This window comes from Streptomyces rishiriensis (genome assembly GCF_030815485.1).
GTDB classification, from domain to species: Bacteria; Actinomycetota; Actinomycetes; order Streptomycetales; family Streptomycetaceae; genus Streptomyces; species Streptomyces rishiriensis_A.
This window is the reverse complement of sequence record NZ_JAUSWV010000002.1, coordinates 4,065,767-4,089,319: the sequence shown is the minus strand read 5'-3', so window position 1 is coordinate 4,089,319 and position 23,553 is coordinate 4,065,767. Positions and strand designations below refer to the sequence as shown.

Genomic DNA, 23,553 nt, shown 5'->3' with positions numbered 1-23,553 from the left:
CCGAGCCGAGCGTGGTACCGGACCGCTCATGCGTCGGCCAGTGCCACCAGGGCGCGGCGGGCCACCTCGCGTCCGATCGGCAGGGAGGCGGTGGCCGCGGGTGAGGGCGCGTTCAGCACGTGGACCGCCCGTGGCCCCTCCCGTATCAGGAAGTCGTCCACCAGAGAGCCGTCCCGCAGCACCGCCTGGGCCCGCACCCCGGCCGCCGCCCGCACCAGGTCCCCCTCCTCGACCGCCGGCAGCAGTCGGCGCACCGCGTCCACGAACGCCCCCTTCGACACCGACCGCCGCAGCTCCCCGACCCCGTACCGCCAGTGCTGCCGGCCCATCCGCCACACCCCGGGCCAGGCCGCCGTCGCCATCGCCTCGCGGGGCCGTACGACACCCCAGCCGTACCCCTCCCGGGCCAGCGCCGGCACGGCATTGGGGCCGACGTGCACACCTCCGTCGATCCCCCTGGTCAGATGGACGCCGAGGAACGGGAACGCCGGATCGGGAACCGGGTACACCAGCCCGCGCACCAGCTCCGGCCGCGCCAGCTCGTAGTACTCACCCCGGAACGGCACGATCCGCACCTCGGGCTCGTCCCCTGTCAGCCTGGCGACCTCGTCCGAGTACAGCCCCGCGCAGTTCACCAGCACCCGCCCCCGTACGACGTCCCCGCGCGCGGTGAGCACGGCCACCCCGCGCTCCGGCCGCCGGTCGATCCGCACGGCCCGCGCGCCGTACCGGATCTCCGCCCCGGAGGCCCTGCCCAGCTGCCGTGCGACAGCCGTGTAGTCGCAGATCCCCGTCGTCCGCACGCGTATCGCGGCCAGCCCGCGTACCTCGGGCTCGTACTCCGCGATCTGGGCGGCGCCCAGTTCCCGGACGGGAATCCCGTTCTCCCGGCCGCGCTGCACGAGCGCGTGCAGCCGGGGCAGCTCCGCCCGGTCCGTGGCGACGATCAGCTTGCCGGTGACGGAGTGCGCGATGCCGTACTCGGCGCAGAACTTCGTCATCTCCGCCGCGCCCCGCACCGCGTAGCGCGCCTTCAGCGACCCCGGCCGGTAGTAGATCCCGCTGTGGACGACCCCGCTGTTGCGCCCCGTCTGGTGCCGGGCCACCCCGGGTTCCTTCTCCAGCACCGTCACCCGCGTACCCGGCGCGGCACGCGTGATCGCATACGCGGTGGACAGCCCGACGATGCCGCCGCCGACCACGAGCACGTCACAGTCGTAAGCGATCTCCGACACGTGCACCACCTCCCGGCTTCGATAGTGCACTGCGCCACTGACAACGCCTTCAAACCCGGGCAGGCGGCATGCCGGTCGCGCGCCGCCCCTACGCCGGGGTCATCAGCAGGGGCCGGGCCCGCTCGCGCAACTCCACCACCCGGGGCTCGTCGCCGTAGGGCTCCAGCCGATGCAGGAGATCCTTGACGTATTCCGTGGTGCGGGCGGAGGAGATCCGCCCGGCCACCTCCACGGCCCGCACCCCCTGAGCACAGGCGGCGTCGAGGTTGCCCGACTCCAGTTCGGCGACCGCCGAGACGACGAGCCGCAGCCCGTGCGAGCGGACGAACTCCTCCGTCGGCTGCGACAGTGCCTGCTCGGTGAACCTCCGCACCTGGCGCGGCGCCTTCAGGTCGCGATAGCACTCGGCCGCGTCGGCGGCGAAACGGTCGTAGGAGTAGAAGCCGAGCCAGGACGGGTCGTGGTCGCCGTCACGGGAGCGCTCCAGCCAGCCCTCGGCGGCCTTCAGCGCCGCCCCGGCGGCCTGCGCGTCTCCCGCGCGGGCGTGTGCGCGTGCCTCGACGAGCCGGAAGAAGCTCATGGTGCGGGCCGTGGCCAGCCCCCGGTTGCGCTCCAGCGCCGCCTGCGCGAGATCGACGCCCTCGTCGCCGAAGCCGCGGTACGTGGCCTGGAGGGACATGGAGGCCAGGACGTAGCCCCCGAGAGGGACGTCGGCCGCCGCCCGGGCCAGCCGCAGCGCCTGGATGTAGTAGCGCTGCGCGGCCTCCTGCTGACCGGTGTCGAAGGCCATCCACCCGGCCAGCCGGGTCAGTTCGGCGCTCGCCCCGAACAGGGCCCGGCCCACCTCGTCGGAGTACGAGCCGAGCAGCAGCGGGGCCGCCTCCACCCGCAGGCACTCCGGCACCATGGACGAACGCCAGTCGCCGCCCCCGTACTTGGAGTCCCAGCGTCTGGCGTCCTCGGCGGCCTCCCGCAGCTTCTGCACATCGCTGTGGCCGACTTTGAGCGGCGCGCCGGACTCCTCCACGAGGTGTACGTCGCGTGCCACCGAACTGTCGGCCGGGGTTATCAGCCACCGTGAGGCGGGCGTCGCGTACGCGCTTACTGCGAACGATCCGGCCAGCGACTGCCAGATGCCCCCGGAACCGGCCCGGCGGCCGGCGAGGTCGAGGCGGTAGAGCTCCGTGGCGGAGCGCACGGCCTGGTTGACGTCCCTGGGGAAGGCGAGGCCCACTTCGGGCGCGGGATCCGCGTCCGCCAGGCCGATCTCGTGGAGCGGCACCGGACGGCCGAGCTTCTGACCGATGGCGGCCGCGATGAGGTGGGGCGCGGCGCCCTGCGGCACCATGCCCTTCGACACCCAGCGCGCCACGGACGTCTTGTCGTAGCGAAGAGTCAACCCGCGTTGAGCGCCAAGATCGTTGACGCGTCGCGCGAGTCCTGCGTTGCTGATTCCCGCGAGGGCGAGAACGGCGCCGAGTTTTTCGTTCGGCCCGCGTTGCTCCCTGGACATTGCGCCACCCCTCGACACAGACGGCTGCCGCGCTGGCATAACCATGCGGCATTCGTAAACCCAGCGTAGTTCGCCGCATCCCAAGCGTTAAGGGGCATTCTTCCGGTTGGCGGGATTGTGGTCCGCACGAAAATCCGGGCGCAGGTACGGACCGTTGCGGCGTGCTCCCGCTGTGTGGCCGTGCGCCCGGCCGTGCGCTCTTCTCCGGCCACCACGGGAGCGGTTCCATGGGCCGTGCGTGGGTCGGCCCGCTGTACTGGATCCAGTGGGCTGGGGGACACCGCCGCCTTCATCCCCGCGGGCGGCGGAACGGTCCGGGAGACGGCGTCCGTCTCCCGGACCGGCGCGAGCCCCAGTGGGGCACGCGTGTGTGTACGGAGCGTGTGCGAAGCCTGCGCGGGACGTTCTCGACGCGCGGCGCCCCAAGGGGATTTGGCCGAAAATCGACCCTCTGTTCTGCGGGGGACAACGCCTCCCACCATGGAAATCGAGGGCGCGCAGGGCGTCTTGGGGGAGCGTACCGGGGGCGCATTCACGTCGCAGACGCCGGGGTGCGCAAGGACTCCCCCGGCGCCGCCGCCGCGTCGACACGGGCGCAGTCCCCGGATCGCGAGCGGCGCCGCCTCCTTCTACGGCGCGTTCTTCGTGGCAGCATGGTGAACCGTTCGTGCGGTGCACTTGGTTGTCCACAGCCTGTGGAGGCGTCCATGCGGTGGTTGGTGGGATGGAGCAGCACCGCCACGGGCGCGCTCGGAGCCGTCTCCTACGACGGCCGTCACGACGACGACGTGGCGTACGGCGGGCGGGTCGGCCACGACGGCGAGACCCTGCACCCGGTCGGCTCCCAACTCCTGTGGGGCGACCCCGATCCGCTGTGGGCCGTCGGCGACTGGCGCCCCGACGAGGTGCGGATGGTGAAGGCCGACGCCCAGACCCGGGTCGCGGTCCTCGGCACCTGCGGCGCGACCGACGAACAGCTGCGCATCGGCCTGTTCGCCGCGCGCGGAGGGGCACTTCGGCATCTGACGGCGTGGCCGGGCAGCTACACGGCGATCGTCCAGGTCGGCCGGCGCATCACCGTCTGCGGCGATCTGGCGGGCGCGCGCCCGGTGTTCCACACGCCCTGGGCCGGCGGCACGGCGTACGCGACGGCGGCGCTGCCGCTGGCCGACCTCGTCGAGGCCAACCTCGACTTCGGGCACCTGGCGGCGCTCCTGGCCGCGCCCGACGTGCCGGCCGCCCTGCACGACTCCACCCCGTACGACGGCGTGCACCGCATTCCGCCGGGGCACGCGCTGATCCTCCGCGCCGGGGCCCGTGAGGTCGTCGGGTACGAGCCGGTCGCCTCGCTCGCGGTGGCGGCGCCCCCGGCCGATCCGGAGAGCTCGGTCGGCGCCGTACGCGACGCGCTCATCGAGGCGGTACGCGTGCGTCTGGCCGCGCCCCGGCACGTTCCCGACATCGACCCCGGCCCCGTGCCCGGGATGGGACCCGCGGAACGGCGTGCCGCGCGCGGGATGCCCGTTCCGGGCATCGGCGCCGACCTCTCCGGCGGTCCGGCCTCGGGCACGCTGGCGCTCCTCGCGGCGGGCCTGCCGGGCATGCCGGGCACGCTGCTGGGACACGGCACGGGCGCGGGGGAGCGGCTGCTGGCCGTCACCTTCAACGACCTGGCGGTCGGCGGACGCGAGGCCGAGCTGGAGCGGGCCGGAACCCTCGCGGCCAACCCGCGTCTGCACCACGTCGTGGTGGCGGGCGGCGAGGAGGCCCTGCCGTACGCCGACCTGGACGGCCCGCTGACCGACGAACCCGGCCCGAGCCTGGTCACGGCCGCCCGTCACCGGGCGCGCCTCGCCGCGGGCAGCGCGGACCACTTCACGGGCTACGGCGCCCGGCAGGTGCTGGACGCCCACCCGGCCCGCCTCGCGGACCTGTTGATGGACCGCAAACGCCGCCACCTGGTGCGTCCGGTGGCGGCGCTGACGAAGGCCGACGGCTCGGTGCTGGTCCCCGCGCGCGTGTACGGCGCGGCCCGCCGGCTGGCCCGTACGCCGTACCGCGCGGGCGTGGAGGGCCTGGCCGAACGCCTCCTGGACCGCAGTTTCAGCTCCGACGGCCCCTCAGGCGCCGTAGGAGCCTCCCTCGCCGCCCTCACCTGGGGTGGCGCGGGCCCTGCCGCGCGCTGGCTGACGGGGGAGGCGCTGGCTGAAGTATCGGTTCGCCTCCAGGGGGCGGCGCACCGCACCGGCGTCGGTCCCGGCCAGCGTCCGGGCGACTACCGGGCCCGGTCGGCCCTTGCCCGGCACGCCATGGACCTGCGCGTCCTGGAACAGGCCGCCGAGATCCGCTCCCAGCGGCTGCACGCGCCGTTCCTCGACAACCAGGTCGTCCGCGCGTGCCGCGCGCTTCCCGAGACCCTGCGGGTGCAACCGGGGGCGCGTGCCGCGATCCTGCGCACGGTCCTGAAGGGCGCCGGCGTCACCGACCTCCCGCCCGGCTGGGGCGCGCCCTCCCAGGAGTCCGCCACCGCGGCGGCCCGGGCGGGCCTGCGCATGGCCATGGACCCCCTGCTCACCCTCTTCGAGGCCCCCCTCCTCGCCGAGGCGGGCCTGATCGAGGCGCGAGTGGTCCGCAAGGCCCTCCGGGCCGCGGCGGCGGGCGAACCCCTCCCCCTGGACGGCCTGGCCGATCTGATCTCCCTGGAACTCTGGCTGCGCCGCCTGCTCTCCCGCAGGGGCACCTGCTGGACGGGCACACCGGCACGCGCGCGTGCGGTACCGGCGGGCATCGCCCCCCAGAGACGCGCGGTCTCCTCCGGAGGATGAGACACCCACCGCCCGCAAACCCCGTGCCCCACGCCTCACCCCCGGTGACAATGAACGGGTGCGGTACAGAATTCTGGGCGTCACCCAGACAGCGGACGACCAGGGCACCCTCGTATCCGTACCCGGGCCCCGGCTCCGCGCCCTCCTCGCGGCCCTGGCCCTGCGCCCTGGCCGCATCACCGCCCCGGAGACCCTCATCGACGAGGTGTGGGCCGATACCCCGCCACACGACGCCCCGGCCGCCCTCCAGGCCCTGATCGGCCGGCTCCGCCGTGCCCTCGGCAAGGACAGCGTCGCCTCCGCCCCGGGCGGGTACCGCCTCGCCGCGACCGAGGACGACGTCGACCTCTTCGTCTTCGAACGGCTCGTACGCCAGGGCAACGAAGCACTGCGCCGGGGCAACGCGCCCACCGCCGCCCGCATCCTGGACGACGCCCTCGCCCTGTGGCGCGGCCCCGCCCTCGCCGACCTCCCCGACCGCACCGCGGCCACCCGCCCCGAGGCCCTCCGGCTGGAGGCCACCCGCGCCCGTGCCGAGGCGGACCTCCTCCTCGGCGACGCCCGCGAAGCCGTACCGCGCCTGACGGAACTGGCCGCGGCGCACCCGTACGACGAGCCGCTGCACGCCCTCCTCATCCGCGCCCTGCGCGACACCGGCCGCGCAGCCGACGCCCTCGCCATGTACGAGACCGTCCGCCGCACCCTCGCCGACGGCCTCGGCACCGACCCGGGCCCGCAACTGCGCGCCCTGCACACCGAACTCCTCAACCGCCCGGAGCCGACCCACGGCACCCCACCGGCGCGCAGCCGCGGACCGGTCGCGGCGCCGACGCCCCGCACCTCGCTCCGACTCCCCGAGCGCACCGGCAACATCCGTCCGCGGCTTACCTCCTTCGTGGGCCGGGAACCCGAGCTCGACGCCATCCGTTCCGAATTGCACAGGGCCCGCCTCGTCACGCTCACCGGACCGGGCGGCTCCGGGAAGACCCGCCTCGCCGAGGAAGCCGCCGCCGGGCTTCCACAGGCCTGGCTGGCCGAGCTGGCGCCGCTCGACCGGCCGGAGGCGGTGCCGGGCGCGGTGGTCAGTGCCCTCGGTCTGCGCGAGACCGTCCTGATGACCACCGAGCTGGCGTCCCCGCAGGACGACCCCGTCGCCCTGCTCGTCGAGTACTGCGCCCCGCGCAGCCAACTCCTGATCCTTGACAACTGCGAACATGTCATCGGCGCGGCCGCCGCCCTCGCCGAGACCCTCCTCACCCGCTGCCCCGGGCTCACGATCCTCGCCACCAGCCGTGAACCCCTGGGCGTTCCCGGCGAGTCGGTCCGCCCGGTCGAGCCCCTCCTCCCCGACCAGGCGCGCCGCCTCTTCACCGAGCGCGCGACCGCCGTCCGCCCCGATGCGGCGGCCGCCCTGCGGGACGAGGAGGCGACCGCGGAGATCTGCCGGCGGCTGGACGGACTGCCGCTCGCCATCGAACTGGCCGCCGCCCGGCTCCGGTTGCTGACCCCGCGACAGATCGCCGACCGCCTCGACGACCGCTTCCGCCTCCTCACCTCGGGCAGCCGCACCGTCCTGCCCCGCCAGCAGACGCTGCGTGCCGTCGTCGACTGGTCGTGGGACCTGCTCGACGAACCGGAGCGCACCCTGCTGCGCGAGCTGTCGGTGTTCGCGGGCGGCTGGGACCTGGAGGCGGCGGAGGCCGTGTGCACCGGCCCGGTCACGGAGCTCGTCGGCGCGCTCGTCGACAAGTCCCTCGTCGTGGCCGCACCGTGCGGGCGCGGCGGCGGGGGCGGCATGCGCTACCGCATGCTGGAGACGATCCACGAGTACGCCACCGAACGCGCCGCCGAGCTCCCCCGGTGCCGCGCGGCGGCCCGAAGGCGCCACCGTGCGTGGGTGCGCGCGCTCGTCGAGCGGGCCGACCCGCTGCTGCGCTCCGCCGGGCAGCTCCCCTGGATCTCCCGCCTGGAGACCGAGCTGGACAACATCCGCGTGGCCCTCCAGCGCGCGCTCACGGCGGGCGACGAGGAGGAGGCCACCGCCCTGTGCCTCGCCACGGGCTGGTTCTGTTGGCTGCGCAACTACCGCCACGAGGGCGCCGAGTGGAGCGACCGCACCCTGCGCCTCGGCGTCGTCCTGGACACGCTGCGGGAACCCGCGCCCGACGGGCCGTTCACCGCACCCGCCGACCTCGTCGCCCGCATCGCCGCCATCGACCCCGTCGAGGCCCTGCTCGGCACACCCGCCGCCACCGACGACGCCCATCCCCGGCACGCCCAGCGGATGAACCTGCGGATGCTGAACCTGTTCCTGCTGTCGGAGGCCGAACCGAAGGAGATGGTGGCGGACCCGCGCTACCAGGAGTACCTGGCCCGTCTGCGCGCCGACTACGAGCCGGGCGGCCCGATGGCGGCGCGGATGCCCGGCCTCCTCTGGCCGCTGACGGCCTTCCAGATGCGGGACATGGTGGACGTCCGGGGGGTCCTGGACCGGGCCGTCGCCAACTGCCGGGTCCACGGCGGTGACTGGGAACTCGGCTGTGCCCTGATGTTCCGCACCCACATGGTCGTCGACTCACCCGGCGGGCTGCGCGGCGTGGACGACGACCTGGCGGAACTGCGGGTGCTCAGCCTGCGCGTCGGCGACCGCTGGATGCGGGCCCAGGTGTGCGGCGCGGCCGGCGAGGCGGAGATGGCCCGCGGCCGGTTCGCGGAGGCGGAGCTGGAGTACCGCGAGGCGCTGCGCCTCGCCTACGAGGTCGGCGCGTACGCCGAGTCGCCGTTCCTCATGGCCCGGCTCGCGGAGATCGCCTACCGTCTTGGCGACGTCGACGGCGCCCTGGCCGCGCTGGACGAGGCGAGCAACGCCGCCGACCGGTACGGGGTGCCGGACGTCCGGGCGTTCGTCCTGCTGCTGCGCTCCCACATCGCGCTGTACGAGGACGACATGGCCCTCGCGCGCGTGCTCTGCGACGAGGTCAAGGTGGCGGCCGGGGCGGGCACCCCGCCGCCGCAGTTCACGGCGGCGCTGACCATGCTCGACGCGGAACTCACCGCCGCCGAGTCCGGCCCGGAGCACGGTCTGCCGATGCTCGCCGACACGCTGCGCCAGGCGGTGGCCGACCAGTGCGCCGAGGCGGTCACGTCGTCGATCCTGGACGGCGCGGCGGATCTGCTGGGCCGGCTCGGCGACCACCCGCGCGCGACCCGTCTCCTCGCGGCCGCCGACGCCCTGCGCGGCCCCCATCCGCGTCCCGCGCCGCAGGGCACGCGGGCGGAGGGGACCGAGGCCGCGGCCCGCGAGGCCCTGGGCGCCGAGCGGCACGCGGCCGAGCGCGCCCTGGGCACCGCCTTGACGGTGACGGACGCCCTGCGCGAGCTCACGATAGGCGTGCGCGACCATCCGGCCGGACCGTCGGCCGTGACCGTACCGGCGTCTACGCGCAGGTGAACGCGGAGTCCGCCCAGTCCGCGAGCGCCACCGAGTCCAAGCCGCTGTGCGGCTCGACGACCAGACGCACGGTGGTGCGGCCGGCGAGGTTCACATGGACGGGCACGGCCGGGTCGCCGCCCCTGATCACCCCGGACGCCCAGACCCGGCGCCCGTCGGCGTAGACGGCGAAGGAGACCTTGCCGAGCTTCAGCGTCAGATCGTCGACGCCGACGAGCGCGTCGTAGGAGGTGCACGCCCGGTTGAGGTCGACGGTGACGGAGGAGTCGCCGTGCACGGTCACCCCGCGCTCGTACCGCCGGTCCGCGATGGACAGCCCGTACCGCTGCCACACCCAGCTGCTGCCGCCGAGCCGGATCTCGGGTCCGGCCCCGTCACCGCTGACGTCGAAGGGCAGCCCGCTCAGCGCGTACACGGCCGGGGCGGGCTCGGGCGTGGGTGCCGTGGTGGGCGTCGGCGTCGGCGTGGGGGTCGGGACGGGCCTCGGAGCCGGGACGGGGGTGGGTGTCGGGCTGGGCGTGGGGGCCGACGTCGGCGTGGGCGTCGGCTCGGGGGTGCGGGTCGGTGTCGGAGCGGCCGCCGGGACGATCGCCGCAGGCTCCGGCCCGCGCTCCTTCGTGGGCGCCGGCGCGGGCGTCGGTTCCTCGGGCTGTGCCACCGGAGCCGGTGCGGAGGCCGGGGGCCTCGCCTCGGGCTGCTTCGCGGGACCGCCGTGGCCGACGAGCGCGAGGGCCACCGCTGCGGCGGCCACCGCGACCACACCGGCCGCGATCCCGGCCTTCACGGGGGCGCCCAGCCCCTCCGAGGCCACCGCTCCGCCCCCCGCGCCCGCTCCGCTCGACGAACCGCTCGCCGCGGCGGCCGCACCGGCGGCGCCCGCCGCCCCCGCTCCCGCACCGCCGGCGATGAGCGCCACCGCCTTGGCGTACCCGGCGGCGCCGAACCAGCCGATGACCGCGACCGGTACGACGGCGGGAATGCTGCTGGCGACCTCCTCGATCTGGAGGGCGGCCAGCCGGCACTTGACGCACTCCTCCAGATGTTTGCGCAACCCCCGTTCGGCGCGGGTGCGCAGCCTGCGACGGGCATACGTGCCGAGCTGGTCGGCGTAACCGGCGCACTCCTCGTCGCTGGTGAGGGTGGCGCTGACATGGGCCTGCAGGTAGGCCTGCTTGAGGCCCTCACGAGCGCGGCTGGCGAGCACGCGCGTGCCGTTGGCGTCGAGGCCGAAGAGCATGGCGACCTCGCTCGGCGACTCGTCCTCGACCTCGGTGTGCCACAGCACCGCCTGCCAGCGCTCGGGCAGCGAGCGGAAGGCCTGCATGGCCATGGACTGCTCGGCCTCGTGCATCGCGCGCACATCGGCGCCCAGCTCGAGGCCCGCTCCGAAGGAGCCGATGGACGCGGTGTCGTCGGCCGCTTCGGAGGAGCGGGCGGACTGCGCGGCGAACACCGCGAAATCGTCGACCAGTTGCTCCCGCTTCGCCGACCGCGTCCAGCCGGCGGCCACCCGCCGGACGCAGGTGAGGAGGTAGGCGCGGACGGCGTACTCGGGCCCCGAGCCGCCGCGTACCGCCTGAAGCATGCGGGCGAAGACCTCGGCGGTCAGGTCGTCGGCGGTGTGCGCGTCCCGGCAGCAGGTGCGGGCGTAGCGGCGTACGGCGTCGGCGTGACGCCGGTACAGCTCCTCGTACGCCGTGTCGTCGCCCGAGCGCATCCGGCCGATGAGGTCGGTGTCGGCCGGCGGCAGGTCCCGCGGCGGCAGGACGACCTCGGCGCGCCGCTCCCGCTGGGCCGGAACGCTGCCCTCGGACGGGTCGCCGAGAAGCGGGCGGGCCGGCGGACGTGCCACCGGATCGCCCGGGCGGCCCCGGGGTCCGCTCGCGCGTCCACCCTGGCTCGGTACCTGCGGTGAGGTCAGGCCCTCGGCGCCCGTGTCACCGTCACCGGACGGACCGAGCGCATCGTCCCCACCGTCACCACTCATCGCGGAAAGCCCCCGCCGCCGGCCCAACCAGTCCTGACCACCGGGTCAGAGTGCCATATTGGCTTTCGTTCAGGGCCTCGTGGGACGGGCCGTCCACTCGTCCGTGGGGACCTGACGCAATCCAGTACTGGCCTTCACCCACACGGGGAAGGCTCAACTGTCGTGCCGCGGGCGCCAGTTGAGCCGCCCGTCCGGAATGCCCTGAATATCCCGCACCGTGGACGGGGGCGAGGGGCACGCGGCGCCCCCGCCCCTCCGTCACTCTTTCGAGCCACCCGCCCGGCAGCCTCTGAGGCTGCCGGGCCGCCGGCCCCGGCCACTCACGAAGAGGGACGTGACCGCAGACCCTCCAGCAGGATGTCCAGCAGCCGCGCCGAAGCCGCCGCCTGCTGAGCCGGATCCGGCAGCGAGGGCGCCGCCGTCGCGATGACCAGCAGCACATCCGACACGGACACATCGGTGCGCAGCTCGCCCGCCTCCCGCGCCCGTTCCACCAGCAGCCCCACGACCTCGAGCAGCGCCGCCGCTCCGGCGTCGTCGACAGCGGCCGTCGTGCCGTCGCCCGCGACGAGGCGCAGTTCGCCGCCGCCCGGCTGGGTCCGCTGCTGCGGCACCCGCGCCTCGTCGGCCGGCGCACCCTCGCCGCCGTCCTCCGCGACACCGACCCGCAGCACCTGCGGCGGCAGCAGCCGCCCGGCGCCGGACGCCACGGACGTCCGCAGGAAGCGCGACAGCGCCGACCACGGTTCGTCCTCCTGGCCGAGCGCCGCCCGCGCCTGATCGGTCAGCCGGGACGTCTCCTCCTCGGCGATCCGCCGCACCAGGACGTCCTTGCTCGGGAAGCGCCGGTACACCGTGCCGACCCCGACCCGAGCGCGCCGGGCCACGTCCTCCATCGGCGCGCCGTAACCCAGCTCGCCGAAGACTTCGCGCGCCGCCCGTAGTACGTGCTCCAGATTGCGCTGTGCGTCCACACGCAGCGGTGCCGTCCGCGCGCTCTCTCCGCGTCCGTTGCCGACCGCCGCACCGACCGCGCCGCCTGGTGAAAGGGCTGACGTGGACGACCAATGCGAGTTGTGAGTGTGCATGATTGTTCCCCCGGTAATGACGTCTCCCCCCGGAGACTCTCCCCGCCATGGAAAGTCGGGGGCGTGGAACACAGGGGACGGCCTCCCGGGCCCGCCCGTCGCAGACCCGCAGAGCACTTCCCCCTGACACCCCGTCGACACACGAACATAGTTGAGAGGGAGTCAATTCAGAAGGGGCAGGTTCCGCACGGAGCGCCCCCCGATCGGAGTACGGGCCGTATACGTCCCGATTGCACCCCTTCCCGCACCCCGCCGCACAGCACCTGACCTGCCCTCCTGCCCTCCACTCCGGTGTTTCGGCCAACCCTGCGCACGCCCGACTCGCGGTCACACAAATTGTCGGGGCTGTGGACAAACTCCGGCGTCCGGTGCGTCATGGGATGGTGAAGGAACGTGCGCGCATTCTCGTTGTCGGCGGCGGCTACGTCGGGATGTACACGGCCCTGCGGCTCCAGCAGAAGCTGAAACAGGAGCTCGGCCGGGGCGAGGCCGAGATCACGGTGGTCACACCCGACCCGTACATGACCTACCAGCCCTTCCTCCCCGAGGCCGCCGCGGGCTCCATCTCCCCGCGGCACGTCGTCGTGCCCCTGCGCCGCGTGCTGCCGCACTGCCGGGTCATCGTCGGTGAGGTCACCACCGTCGACCACGCCAAGCGCAGCGCGACCCTCACCACCCTCGCCACCGACGAGGAGGGCACCGGCCCCCAGCAGCTGACGTACGACGAACTGGTCCTCGCGCCCGGTTCCGTCTCCCGCACGCTGCCCATTCCCGGCCTGGCCGACCACGCCATCGGCTTCAAGACCGTCGAGGAGGCCATCGGGCTGCGCAACCACGTCATCGAACAGATGGACATCGCCTCCTCGACCCGCGACCCCGCGATCCGCGACGCCGCCCTCACCTTCGTCTTCGTCGGCGGCGGCTACGCGGGCGTGGAGGCGCTCGGCGAGCTGGAGGACATGGCCCGCTACACCACGCGGTACTACCACAACGTCCAGCCCGAGGACATGAAGTGGATCCTGGTCGAGGCATCCGACCGGATCCTGCCGGAGGTCGGCTCCGACATGGGCCGCTACACGGTCAGCGAACTGCGCCGCCGCAACATCGACGTACGGCTGGAAACCCGCCTGGAGTCCTGCACCGACCGCATCGCGGTCCTCAGCGACGGCGCCCGCTTCCCGACCCGCACGGTCGTGTGGACCGCGGGTGTGAAACCCCACCCGCTCCTCGCCGCCACCGGCCTCCCGCTGACCGCGCGAGGACGGCTGAAATGCACCCCCGAGCTGACCATCGAGGGCGCCACGCACGCGTGGGCGGCCGGAGACGCCGCCGCCGTCCCGGACGTGACGGCCGACGAGCCCGGCACGGAGACCGCCCCGAACGCCCAGCACGCCGTCCGGCAGGCCAAGGTCCTCGGCGACAACATCGTGCGCTCGCTGCGTGGTGAACCCCTCCGGCCGTACTCCCACAAGTACGTCGGCTCCGTCGCCTCGCTCGGCCTCCACCAGGGCGTCGCCCACGTCTACGGGCGCAAGATCAAGGGCTACCCGGCCTGGTTCATGCACCGGGCGTACCACCTCAGCCGCGTGCCCACCTTCAACCGCAAGGCACGCGTGCTCGCCGAATGGACCCTCTCGGGACTCTTCAAGCGGGAGATCGTTTCCCTGGGATCCCTCGAACATCCCCGCGCGGAGTTCGAACTCGCTGCCGGTGGAAAGCCTTCTGACGAGTCCTCCGGCGACCCGAAGGGGTCGTCCTGACCGGACCCAGGAACTCCACCGACCGCCCCCACGTCTGACGAATGTCGGCCCGCACGGCGGCCACACTGCCAGACTGCTCCCTGCTCCAGTCCCTCCCGAGCCCTTCCCGGCGGGCCACCACCCGCCCCCGACCCACAGGCCGTTCCACATGCTCCACACCCGGGTGCTGTAACAATGTGCGGCCACCGCCGCGCGGTCCCGCAGCCCAGGCCGGGCCCGGAGCCGGGCCGCCGACGACTACACGAGGCATGGATTCGTGAACTTCACGCGCTGGAGCGCCCGGCTCCCCGGAACGCAGCGCCGCGCCGCCGCGCGAGCCGACCACCCGGTCACCACGACGGACCGGCGGAGCGAGGGCTCCGTACCCGCGGCCCGCGCCGAACGGCTCACCGACGAGCCGCCCCCGGTGCCCGCCGTCGACGAGCTCCCGGTCCGTGAGGTCCTCGACCGCGTCCCGGCTCTCGTCGCGCTCGTCCACGGCGCCGACCACCGCCTCGCCTACGTCAACGACGCCTACGCGGCGGCCTTCGGCGCACGCCCCTGCGGCGAACCCGCCGCCAAGGCCCTGCCCGAACTCCGCGATCTCGGCCTCATGCCCCTCCTCGACCAGGCCCTGCGCAGCGGCAAGCCCCGCACGCTGAAGTCCCGCAAGGCCCCCGACGGCCGCTCCTACACCTTCACCTGCACCCCGGCCGCCGAGAACAACGGCAAGGGCACCGTCCTGATCTTCGCCACCGACGTCACCGACCACGCCGAGGCCGCCGAACGCCTCAGAACCAGTGAACGCCGCCAGCGCGAGACCGCCGTCACCCTCCAGCGCTCCCTCCTCCCCCAGGAACTCGAGGAGCCCGACGACCTGCGCATCGCCGCCACCTACCAGCCCGGCGGCACCGAGGCCGCGGTCGGCGGCGACTGGTACGACGTCATCACCCTCGGCGGCGGCCGCACCGCCCTCGTCATCGGCGACGTCATGGGCCGAGGCGTCCGCGCGGCAGCCGTCATGGGCCAGCTCCGCACGGCGGTCCGGGCGTACGCCCGCCTCGACCTGCCCCCGCACGAGATCCTCCAGCTCCTCGACGGCCTCGCCACCGAGATCGACGCCAACCAGATCGCCACGTGCGTGTACGCCATCCACGACCCCAACGAGGGCCGGCTGGTCTACGCCTCCGCGGGCCACCTGCCCATCCTGGTCCGCGACGACAGCGGCACCGTCCTGCGCGCCGACGAACCCACCGGCCCGCCCCTGGGCACCGGCGGCTGGATGCACGCCTCCGGCTCGATCCCCCTCGGCCCCGGCTCGACGGCCGTCCTCTACACCGACGGCCTGGTCGAGCGCAGGGACGAAGACCTCGACGAAGGCATCGCCTCCCTGGAACGCGCCCTGTCCGGCGCGACCGGCACCCCCCAGGTCGTCTGCGACCGCCTGGTCCGCTCGGCCGGCGTCACCGCCGACCACGACGACGACGTCGCCGTCCTGGTCCTCCAGCACCCGGCCCGCACCGGCCCCGACGGCGAGCTCTTCCGCAACGCGGCCCTGGAGCTCCTCGGCGGCGTCGAGGCCGCCCCACGCGCGCGTGCCTTCGCCTCCGGCGTCCTGACCAGCTGGCGCTTCCCGCCCGACCTGCACGATCTCGGCGTCCTCGCCGCCAGCGAACTCGTCGCCAACTCCCTCCAGCACGGCACCCCGCCCATGCGGCTGCGCCTGCGCCGCACCGACCGCCGCCTGATCATCGAGGTCACCGACGGCGACGACCACCTCCCGCGCCGCCGCCGCGCCGAACCGGGCGACGAGTCCGGCCGAGGCATCGCCATCGTCGCCACGATCGCTTCCCAGTGGGGCAGCCGCCGCACACCGGGCGGCGGAAAGGCCGTGTGGTGCGAGTTCGTCCTGCCGAAGCCTGCGGACTGACGACCGAGTGACATCCGGGACGACAGGGAGCACGCCCCGGCCGGGTCACGGTCACCCGCCGATACGAAAGGCGGCCGCCGCCCTCCCGGACGACGACCGCCTCCCCACCCGCCTCACGCCTCGGCGGCCACCGGCTCCGCCACCGCGCCACCTCGCGCGACCACCCGCTTCCGCGCCAGCCACGGCTGATCCTGGACGGCGGTCAGCTGCCGCCCCAGCCGCAGCGCCAGATAGGTGATCCCCAGCGAGAACAGCAGGAACGTCACGATGTACGGCGCGTGCAACGACGCCCCCATCGGCCCGCCCACCGCCGGCCCGACGGCCAGCGCGAGCTGCTTCACCAGGGCGAACGCCGAGTTGTACTGCCCCGCCAGGCCGGCCGGCGCCAGGTCGGCCACCAGCGGCGCGACCGTCGGCGACAGCATCGCCTCACCCAGCCCGAACAGCGCGTACGTCGACACGAACGCGGCCGTCGCCATCTCGCGACTGCCGTGGCCGAGCCCCGCGTACCCAGCGACGACCCACGCGACGGCCCAGATCAGCCCCACGACCGCGATCACCCGGGACCGCTTCTGCCGCTCGACGAACTTCAGCACGGCGAACTGCGCGACCACGATCATCGCGGTGTTGGCGGCGAGCGCGGTCCCGAGCGCGGACGTCGAGATCCCGGCGGCCTCGACCCCGTACGCGCTCAGCCCCGACTCGAACTGTCCGTAACAGGCGAAGAACAGCACGAAGCCCAGCACACACAGCTGCACCATGGCCCGGTTGCCCAGCAACCGCTTCCAGCTGCCCCCCGCGGACTGCGGGGCGTCCCCGACCTGCGGAGCGTGCGGCAGCCGTACGGTCGACATCACGACCGCCAGCAGCAGGAACATCGCCGCCTCGATGGCGAACAGCAGCGTGAAGGAGGACACGCGCGAGGTGTCGACGAGATGCCCGCCGATCAGCCCACCCACCCCGAGCCCTAGGTTCTGCAGGAAGAACTGCGTCGCGAACGCCCGTGACCGGGTCTCCGAGGTCGAGCAGTCCACGATCATCGTCGCCAGCGCCGGCTGCATGACGGCCTGCCCGGCGCCGAGCGCGGCCGCGGCGGCCAGTACGGCGGTGGCGTCACCGGCGAGCCCGAGGCTCAAAGCGCCCAGCGCGGCGGTCACCAGGGCGGCGAGCAGGACCGGCAGTGGACCGCGCCGCACGATCGCCCTGCCGGCGAACGGCAGCACGATCAGCGCGGCCACGGCGAAGACGGCGAGAACCAGCCCCGCGGTCATGGCACCCAGCCCCCGCACCTGCGCCACATAGACGTACAGGTAGGGGACGGTGAAGCCGAGCCCGAACGCGCTGAGCGCGTTGCCCACGTGGATCCGGCGCATCGCTGCGCCCCTCGCCCTGGTCACGTTCACCTCTCTCAGGTAGTCGTCTGCGGTACGGCGTCCGAGCAGCGTCACTACTTCCACTGCCTCAGTACTTAGTGCCGAAGACTTCAAAGCTAAACTTAGAAGCTAAACTGTACACCTAGAAGAACTTCAAGGCGAACGAGCCCCGTGCGATACTTGCGCCCATGGGCGACACCCCCGGCACGGTCGGCACCGGCAGCGGCGGCGAGCCGACCCTCGAAGAGCAGATCGCGGCGTACCAGCGCGAATTCCAGGACCTCGACCCCCAGGTCGAGAAGATCGTCTCGGCGCTCTCCCGTCTCAACCGCCGGATGAACGTCGCCTACGGCCGTCAGACCGCGGACCTCGGCATCAGCAACGCCGAGTGGGAGGTCCTCAAGGCCCTGGTCCTCTCCGGGGCCCCGTATCGCCTGGGACCCAGCGATCTGGCCAAGCGCCTCGGCCTGACGCCGGCCGCGATGACCCACCGCATCGACCGCATGCTGGCCGAAGGACTGGTGACCCGTGAGCGCGACGAGTCCAACCGTGTACGCGTGATCGTCGAGCTGACGCCCGAGGGCCGCGAGAAGTGGCTGGAGGCGATGCGCATGGCGACGGTCTTCGAGGAGGATCTTCTCCAGGACCTCTCCGCGGACGAGCGGACGGTCCTGGGCGAGGTCCTGACCAGACTCCTGCGCCGGGTGGAGCACGCCCAGCCGGACGCCGGCGGCCGGCTCAGCGACCTCGACTGAGCACTCCTCCCAGGGCCGGATAAAAGATCTTGACAGGGGTGGTTGACATCCCTACCTGAGGGCCGTAGAGTTCTTCGGGTTGCCGGGGAGCCGTAACGGTTCTTCGACAGCGACTCCGCCGCAGTAGCGGCACCACAAACCACCAGCACGATCTCCCGACGGGGTTGAATTCGGCGTGCCCGAATTCAATTCGATTTGGGATCGGCAGCCCGATTAGGAACTGCCGAGCGGATCCGCTAAGGTTTGAGACGTCGGAACGGCCCAACAGCCGGGAAGGCAAACCCCCTCTGACTGGGAATCAGCGCCGAAAGGTTCTGATAGAGTCGGAACCGCCGGAAAGGAAACCGCGAAAGAAAAGCGGGAACCTGGAAAGCACCGAGGAAATCGGGTCGAGAAAAGATCTGATAGAGTCGGAAACGCAAGACCGAAGGGAAGCGCCCGGAGGAAAGCCTGAGAGAGTCTCTCGGGTGAGTACAAAGGAAGCGTCCGTTCCTTGAGAACTCAACAGCGTGCCAAAAATCAACGCCAGATATGTTGATACCCCGTCCCCGGCAGTGATAGCCGAGGATGAGGTTCCTTTGAAACAAAACACAGCGAGGACGCTGTGAACGGCCGGGCTTATTCCGCCTGGCTGTTCCGCTCTCGTGGTGTCGACCGGATTACCGGTAAACATTCACGGAGAGTTTGATCCTGGCTCAGGACGAACGCTGGCGGCGTGCTTAACACATGCAAGTCGAACGATGAACCACTTCGGTGGGGATTAGTGGCGAACGGGTGAGTAACACGTGGGCAATCTGCCCTTCACTCTGGGACAAGCCCTGGAAACGGGGTCTAATACCGGATAACACTTCCACTCGCATGGGTGGAGGTTAAAAGCTCCGGCGGTGAAGGATGAGCCCGCGGCCTATCAGCTTGTTGGTGAGGTAATGGCTCACCAAGGCGACGACGGGTAGCCGGCCTGAGAGGGCGACCGGCCACACTGGGACTGAGACACGGCCCAGACTCCTACGGGAGGCAGCAGTGGGGAATATTGCACAATGGGCGAAAGCCTGATGCAGCGACGCCGCGTGAGGGATGACGGCCTTCGGGTTGTAAACCTCTTTCAGCAGGGAAGAAGCGAAAGTGACGGTACCTGCAGAAGAAGCGCCGGCTAACTACGTGCCAGCAGCCGCGGTAATACGTAGGGCGCAAGCGTTGTCCGGAATTATTGGGCGTAAAGAGCTCGTAGGCGGTCTGTCACGTCGGATGTGAAAGCCCGGGGCTTAACCCCGGGTCTGCATTCGATACGGGCAGACTAGAGTGTGGTAGGGGAGATCGGAATTCCTGGTGTAGCGGTGAAATGCGCAGATATCAGGAGGAACACCGGTGGCGAAGGCGGATCTCTGGGCCATTACTGACGCTGAGGAGCGAAAGCGTGGGGAGCGAACAGGATTAGATACCCTGGTAGTCCACGCCGTAAACGGTGGGAACTAGGTGTTGGCGACATTCCACGTCGTCGGTGCCGCAGCTAACGCATTAAGTTCCCCGCCTGGGGAGTACGGCCGCAAGGCTAAAACTCAAAGGAATTGACGGGGGCCCGCACAAGCAGCGGAGCATGTGGCTTAATTCGACGCAACGCGAAGAACCTTACCAAGGCTTGACATACACCGGAAACGTCTGGAGACAGGCGCCCCCTTGTGGTCGGTGTACAGGTGGTGCATGGCTGTCGTCAGCTCGTGTCGTGAGATGTTGGGTTAAGTCCCGCAACGAGCGCAACCCTTGTTCTGTGTTGCCAGCATGCCCTTCGGGGTGATGGGGACTCACAGGAGACTGCCGGGGTCAACTCGGAGGAAGGTGGGGACGACGTCAAGTCATCATGCCCCTTATGTCTTGGGCTGCACACGTGCTACAATGGCCGGTACAAAGAGCTGCGAAACCGTGAGGTGGAGCGAATCTCAAAAAGCCGGTCTCAGTTCGGATTGGGGTCTGCAACTCGACCCCATGAAGTCGGAGTTGCTAGTAATCGCAGATCAGCATTGCTGCGGTGAATACGTTCCCGGGCCTTGTACACACCGCCCGTCACGTCACGAAAGTCGGTAACACCCGAAGCCGGTGGCCCAACCCCTTGTGGGAGGGAGCTGTCGAAGGTGGGACTGGCGATTGGGACGAAGTCGTAACAAGGTAGCCGTACCGGAAGGTGCGGCTGGATCACCTCCTTTCTAAGGAGCACTTCTTACCGAGTTCGCTCGGTCAGAGGCCAGTACATCGGCGTACGTCCGGTGCTGGTTGCTCATGGGTGGAACGTTGATTATTCGGCATTTTCAGTCATCTCGGGCTGCAAGTACTGCTCTTCGGAGCGTGGAAAGCTGATCACGAGTGGGTGGGGTGCCGGGCACGCTGTTGGGTATCTGAGGGTATGGCCGTATGGCTGCCTTCAGTGCCGGCCCCAGTGCACTCCAGCTCAGGTTGGGGGTGATGGGTGGCTGGTCGTTGTTTGAGAACTGCACAGTGGACGCGAGCATCTGTGGCCAAGTTTTTAAGGGCGCACGGTGGATGCCTTGGCACCAGGAACCGATGAAGGACGTGGGAGGCCACGATAGTCCCCGGGGAGTCGTCAACCAGGCTTTGATCCGGGGGTTTCCGAATGGGGAAACCCGGCAGTCGTCATGGGCTGTCACCCATACCTGAACACATAGGGTATGTGGAGGGAACGCGGGGAAGTGAAACATCTCAGTACCCGCAGGAAGAGAAAACAACCGTGATTCCGGGAGTAGTGGCGAGCGAAACCGGATGAGGCCAAACCGTATACGTGTGAGACCCGGCAGGGGTTGCGTGTACGGGGTTGTGGGATCTCTCTTTCACAGTCTGCCGGCTGTGAGACGAGTCAGAAACCGTTGATGTAGGCGAAGGACATGCGAAAGGTCCGGCGTAGAGGGTAAGACCCCCGTAGTCGAAACATCAACGGCTCGTTTGAGAGACACCCAAGTAGCACGGGGCCCGAGAAATCCCGTGTGAATCTGGCGGGACCACCCGCTAAGCCTAAATATTCCCTGGTGACCGATAGCGGATAGTACCGTGAGGGAATGGTGAAAAGTACCGCGGGAGCGGAGTGAAATAGTACCTGAAACCGTGTGCCTACAAGCCGTGGGAGCGTCGCGCATCGAGTTTACTCGGTGCGTCGTGACTGCGTGCCTTTTGAAGAATGAGCCTGCGAGTTTGCGGTGTGTTGCGAGGTTAACCCGAGTGGGGCAGCCGTAGCGAAAGCGAGTCCGAATAGGGCGTTTCAGTAGCACGCTCAAGACCCGAAGCGGAGTGATCTAGCCATGGGCAGGTTGAAGCGGAGGTAAGACTTCGTGGAGGACCGAACCCACCAGGGTTGAAAACCTGGGGGATGACCTGTGGTTAGGGGTGAAAGGCCAATCAAACTCCGTGATAGCTGGTTCTCCCCGAAATGCATTTAGGTGCAGCGTCGTGTGTTTCTTGCCGGAGGTAGAGCACTGGATAGGCGATGGGCCCTACCGGGTTACTGACCTTAGCCAAACTCCGAATGCCGGTAAGTGAGAGCGCGGCAGTGAGACTGTGGGGGATAAGCTCCATGGTCGAGAGGGAAACAGCCCAGAGCATCGACTAAGGCCCCTAAGCGTACGCTAAGTGGGAAAGGATGTGGAGTCGCACAGACAACCAGGAGGTTGGCTTAGAAGCAGCCACCCTTGAAAGAGTGCGTAATAGCTCACTGGTCTAGTGATTCCGCGCCGACAATGTAGCGGGGCTCAAGCGTACCGCCGAAGTCGTGTCATTGCAGCAATAGGGCCAACGCCCGCTGTGATGGGTAGGGGAGCGTCGTGTGCCGGGTGAAGCAGCACCGGAAGGTAGTTGTGGACGGTTCACGAGTGAGAATGCAGGCATGAGTAGCGATACACACGTGAGAAACGTGTGCGCCGATTGACTAAGGGTTCCTGGGTCAAGCTGATCTGCCCAGGGTAAGTCGGGACCTAAGGCGAGGCCGACAGGCGTAGTCGATGGATAACCGGTTGATATTCCGGTACCCGCTGTGAAGCGTCAAACATTGAACCAGGCGATGCTAAGTCCGTGAAGCCGTTCCGGACCCTTCGGGGAATGGAAAGTGGTGGAGCCGACGGACCAGACTTGCAGTAGGTGAGTGATGGGGTGACGCAGGAAGGTAGTCCATCCCGGGCGGTGGTTGTCCCGGGGTAAGGGTGTAGGACGAACGGTAGGCAAATCCGCCGTTCACGTAGTCTGAGACCTGATGCCGAGCCGATTGTGGCGAAGTGGATGATCCTATGCTGTCGAGAAAAGCCTCTAGCGAGTTTCATGGCGGCCCGTACCCTAAACCGACTCAGGTGGTCAGGTAGAGAATACCGAGGCGTTCGGGTGAACTATGGTTAAGGAACTCGGCAAAATGCCCCCGTAACTTCGGGAGAAGGGGGGCCATCACTGGTGAGAGGACTTGCTCCTCGAGCTGGGGGTGGCCGCAGAGACCAGCGAGAAGCGACTGTTTACTAAAAACACAGGTCCGTGCGAAGCCGTAAGGCGATGTATACGGACTGACGCCTGCCCGGTGCTGGAACGTTAAGGGGACCGGTTAGTCACTCTTCGGGGTGGCGAAGCTGAGAACTTAAGCGCCAGTAAACGGCGGTGGTAACTATAACCATCCTAAGGTAGCGAAATTCCTTGTCGGGTAAGTTCCGACCTGCACGAATGGCGTAACGACTTCTCGACTGTCTCAACCATAGGCCCGGTGAAATTGCACTACGAGTAAAGATGCTCGTTTCGCGCAGCAGGACGGAAAGACCCCGGGACCTTTACTACAGTTTGATATTGGTGTTCGGTTCGGCTTGTGTAGGATAGGTGGGAGACTTTGAAACGTGGACGCCAGTTCACGGTGAGTCGCCGTTGAAATACCACTCTGGTCGTGCTGGATGTCTAACCTGGGTCCGTGATCCGGATCAGGGACAGTGTCTGATGGGTAGTTTAACTGGGGCGGTTGCCTCCTAAAGAGTAACGGAGGCGCCCAAAGGTTCCCTCAGCCTGGTTGGCAATCAGGTGTTGAGTGTAAGTGCACAAGGGAGCTTGACTGTGAGACCGACGGGTCGAGCAGGGACGAAAGTCGGGACTAGTGATCCGGCGGTGGCTTGTGGAAGCGCCGTCGCTCAACGGATAAAAGGTACCCCGGGGATAACAGGCTGATCTTCCCCAAGAGTCCATATCGACGGGATGGTTTGGCACCTCGATGTCGGCTCGTCGCATCCTGGGGCTGGAGTCGGTCCCAAGGGTTGGGCTGTTCGCCCATTAAAGCGGTACGCGAGCTGGGTTTAGAACGTCGTGAGACAGTTCGGTCCCTATCCGCTGCGCGCGCAGGAATATTGAGAAGGGCTGTCCCTAGTACGAGAGGACCGGGACGGACGAACCTCTGGTGTGCCAGTTGTCCTGCCAAGGGCATGGCTGGTTGGCTACGTTCGGGAGGGATAACCGCTGAAAGCATCTAAGCGGGAAGCCTGCTTCGAGATGAGTATTCCCACCCCCTTGAGGGGTTAAGGCTCCCAGTAGACGACTGGGTTGATAGGCCGGATGTGGAAGCCCAGTAATGGGTGAAGCTGACTGGTACTAATAGGCCGAGGGCTTGTCCTCAGTTGCTCGCGTCCACTGTGTTGGTTCTG

General features: G+C 69.8%; 10 protein-coding genes and 2 rRNA genes. 7 read left to right on the top strand and 5 right to left on the bottom strand.

Features of this window, described 5'->3' with window-relative positions:
* Positions 1 to 26: 26 nt before the first annotated feature.
* Positions 27 to 1,244, bottom strand: coding sequence for an L-2-hydroxyglutarate oxidase (gene lhgO / locus QF030_RS20590; RefSeq protein ID WP_307167633.1), 1,218 nt, complete (start codon positions 1,242 to 1,244; stop codon positions 27 to 29).
* 79 nt (positions 1,245 to 1,323) lie between these two features.
* Entirely contained in the window at positions 1,324 to 2,748 is a 1,425-nt protein-coding gene (locus QF030_RS20585) for an MFS transporter (RefSeq protein ID WP_307164138.1), read from the bottom strand.
* 707 nt (positions 2,749 to 3,455) lie between these two features.
* On the opposite strand from QF030_RS20585, the gene QF030_RS20580 reads away from it, so the two are divergent.
* Positions 3,456 to 5,573 (top strand): asparagine synthase-related protein, encoded by a 2,118-nt coding sequence (locus QF030_RS20580; RefSeq protein WP_307164137.1) that lies wholly within the window; start codon positions 3,456 to 3,458, stop codon positions 5,571 to 5,573.
* Between the two features lie 58 nt (positions 5,574 to 5,631).
* Positions 5,632 to 9,024, top strand: a complete 3,393-nt coding sequence (locus QF030_RS20575) for an AfsR/SARP family transcriptional regulator (protein WP_307164136.1) — start codon at positions 5,632 to 5,634, stop codon at positions 9,022 to 9,024.
* Here the strand turns inward: QF030_RS20575 and QF030_RS20570 are convergent.
* Positions 9,011 to 11,011, bottom strand: a complete 2,001-nt coding sequence (locus QF030_RS20570; RefSeq protein ID WP_307164135.1) for a sigma-70 family RNA polymerase sigma factor — start codon at positions 11,009 to 11,011, stop codon at positions 9,011 to 9,013. The genes QF030_RS20575 and QF030_RS20570 overlap by 14 nt on opposite strands.
* A gap of 320 nt (positions 11,012 to 11,331) precedes the next feature.
* The gene (locus QF030_RS20565; RefSeq protein WP_307164134.1) at positions 11,332 to 12,099 is read right to left on the bottom strand and encodes a TetR/AcrR family transcriptional regulator; all 768 of its coding nucleotides are present in this window, start codon (positions 12,097 to 12,099) and stop codon (positions 11,332 to 11,334) included.
* Between the two features lie 380 nt (positions 12,100 to 12,479).
* On the opposite strand from QF030_RS20565, the gene QF030_RS20560 reads away from it, so the two are divergent.
* Together QF030_RS20560 and QF030_RS20555 are read left to right on the top strand one after the other, a co-directional pair.
* A complete protein-coding gene (locus tag QF030_RS20560; RefSeq protein WP_307164133.1) occupies positions 12,480 to 13,859 on the top strand; it encodes an NAD(P)/FAD-dependent oxidoreductase in 1,380 nt (459 codons plus the stop codon).
* A gap of 256 nt (positions 13,860 to 14,115) precedes the next feature.
* Positions 14,116 to 15,768, top strand: coding sequence for an ATP-binding SpoIIE family protein phosphatase (locus QF030_RS20555; RefSeq protein ID WP_307164132.1), 1,653 nt, complete (start codon positions 14,116 to 14,118; stop codon positions 15,766 to 15,768).
* A 113-nt stretch (positions 15,769 to 15,881) separates the two neighbouring features.
* Here the strand turns inward: QF030_RS20555 and QF030_RS20550 are convergent, their stop codons facing one another.
* A complete protein-coding gene (locus QF030_RS20550; RefSeq protein WP_307164131.1) occupies positions 15,882 to 17,141 on the bottom strand; it encodes an MFS transporter in 1,260 nt (419 codons plus the stop codon).
* A gap of 188 nt (positions 17,142 to 17,329) precedes the next feature.
* On the opposite strand from QF030_RS20550, the gene QF030_RS20545 reads away from it, so the two are divergent.
* From QF030_RS20545 to QF030_RS20535, 3 genes are all read left to right on the top strand, one after another.
* Positions 17,330 to 17,896: a MarR family winged helix-turn-helix transcriptional regulator gene (locus QF030_RS20545; RefSeq protein ID WP_020665696.1), complete on the top strand. Its 567-nt coding sequence runs from the start codon at positions 17,330 to 17,332 to the stop codon at positions 17,894 to 17,896.
* Positions 17,897 to 18,568: 672 nt separating this feature from the next.
* Positions 18,569 to 20,094, top strand: a 16S ribosomal RNA gene (locus QF030_RS20540).
* A 307-nt stretch (positions 20,095 to 20,401) separates the two neighbouring features.
* A 23S ribosomal RNA gene (locus QF030_RS20535) occupies positions 20,402 to 23,524 on the top strand.
* Together the 16S and 23S rRNA genes form the textbook arrangement of a ribosomal RNA operon.
* Positions 23,525 to 23,553 lie beyond the last annotated feature (29 nt).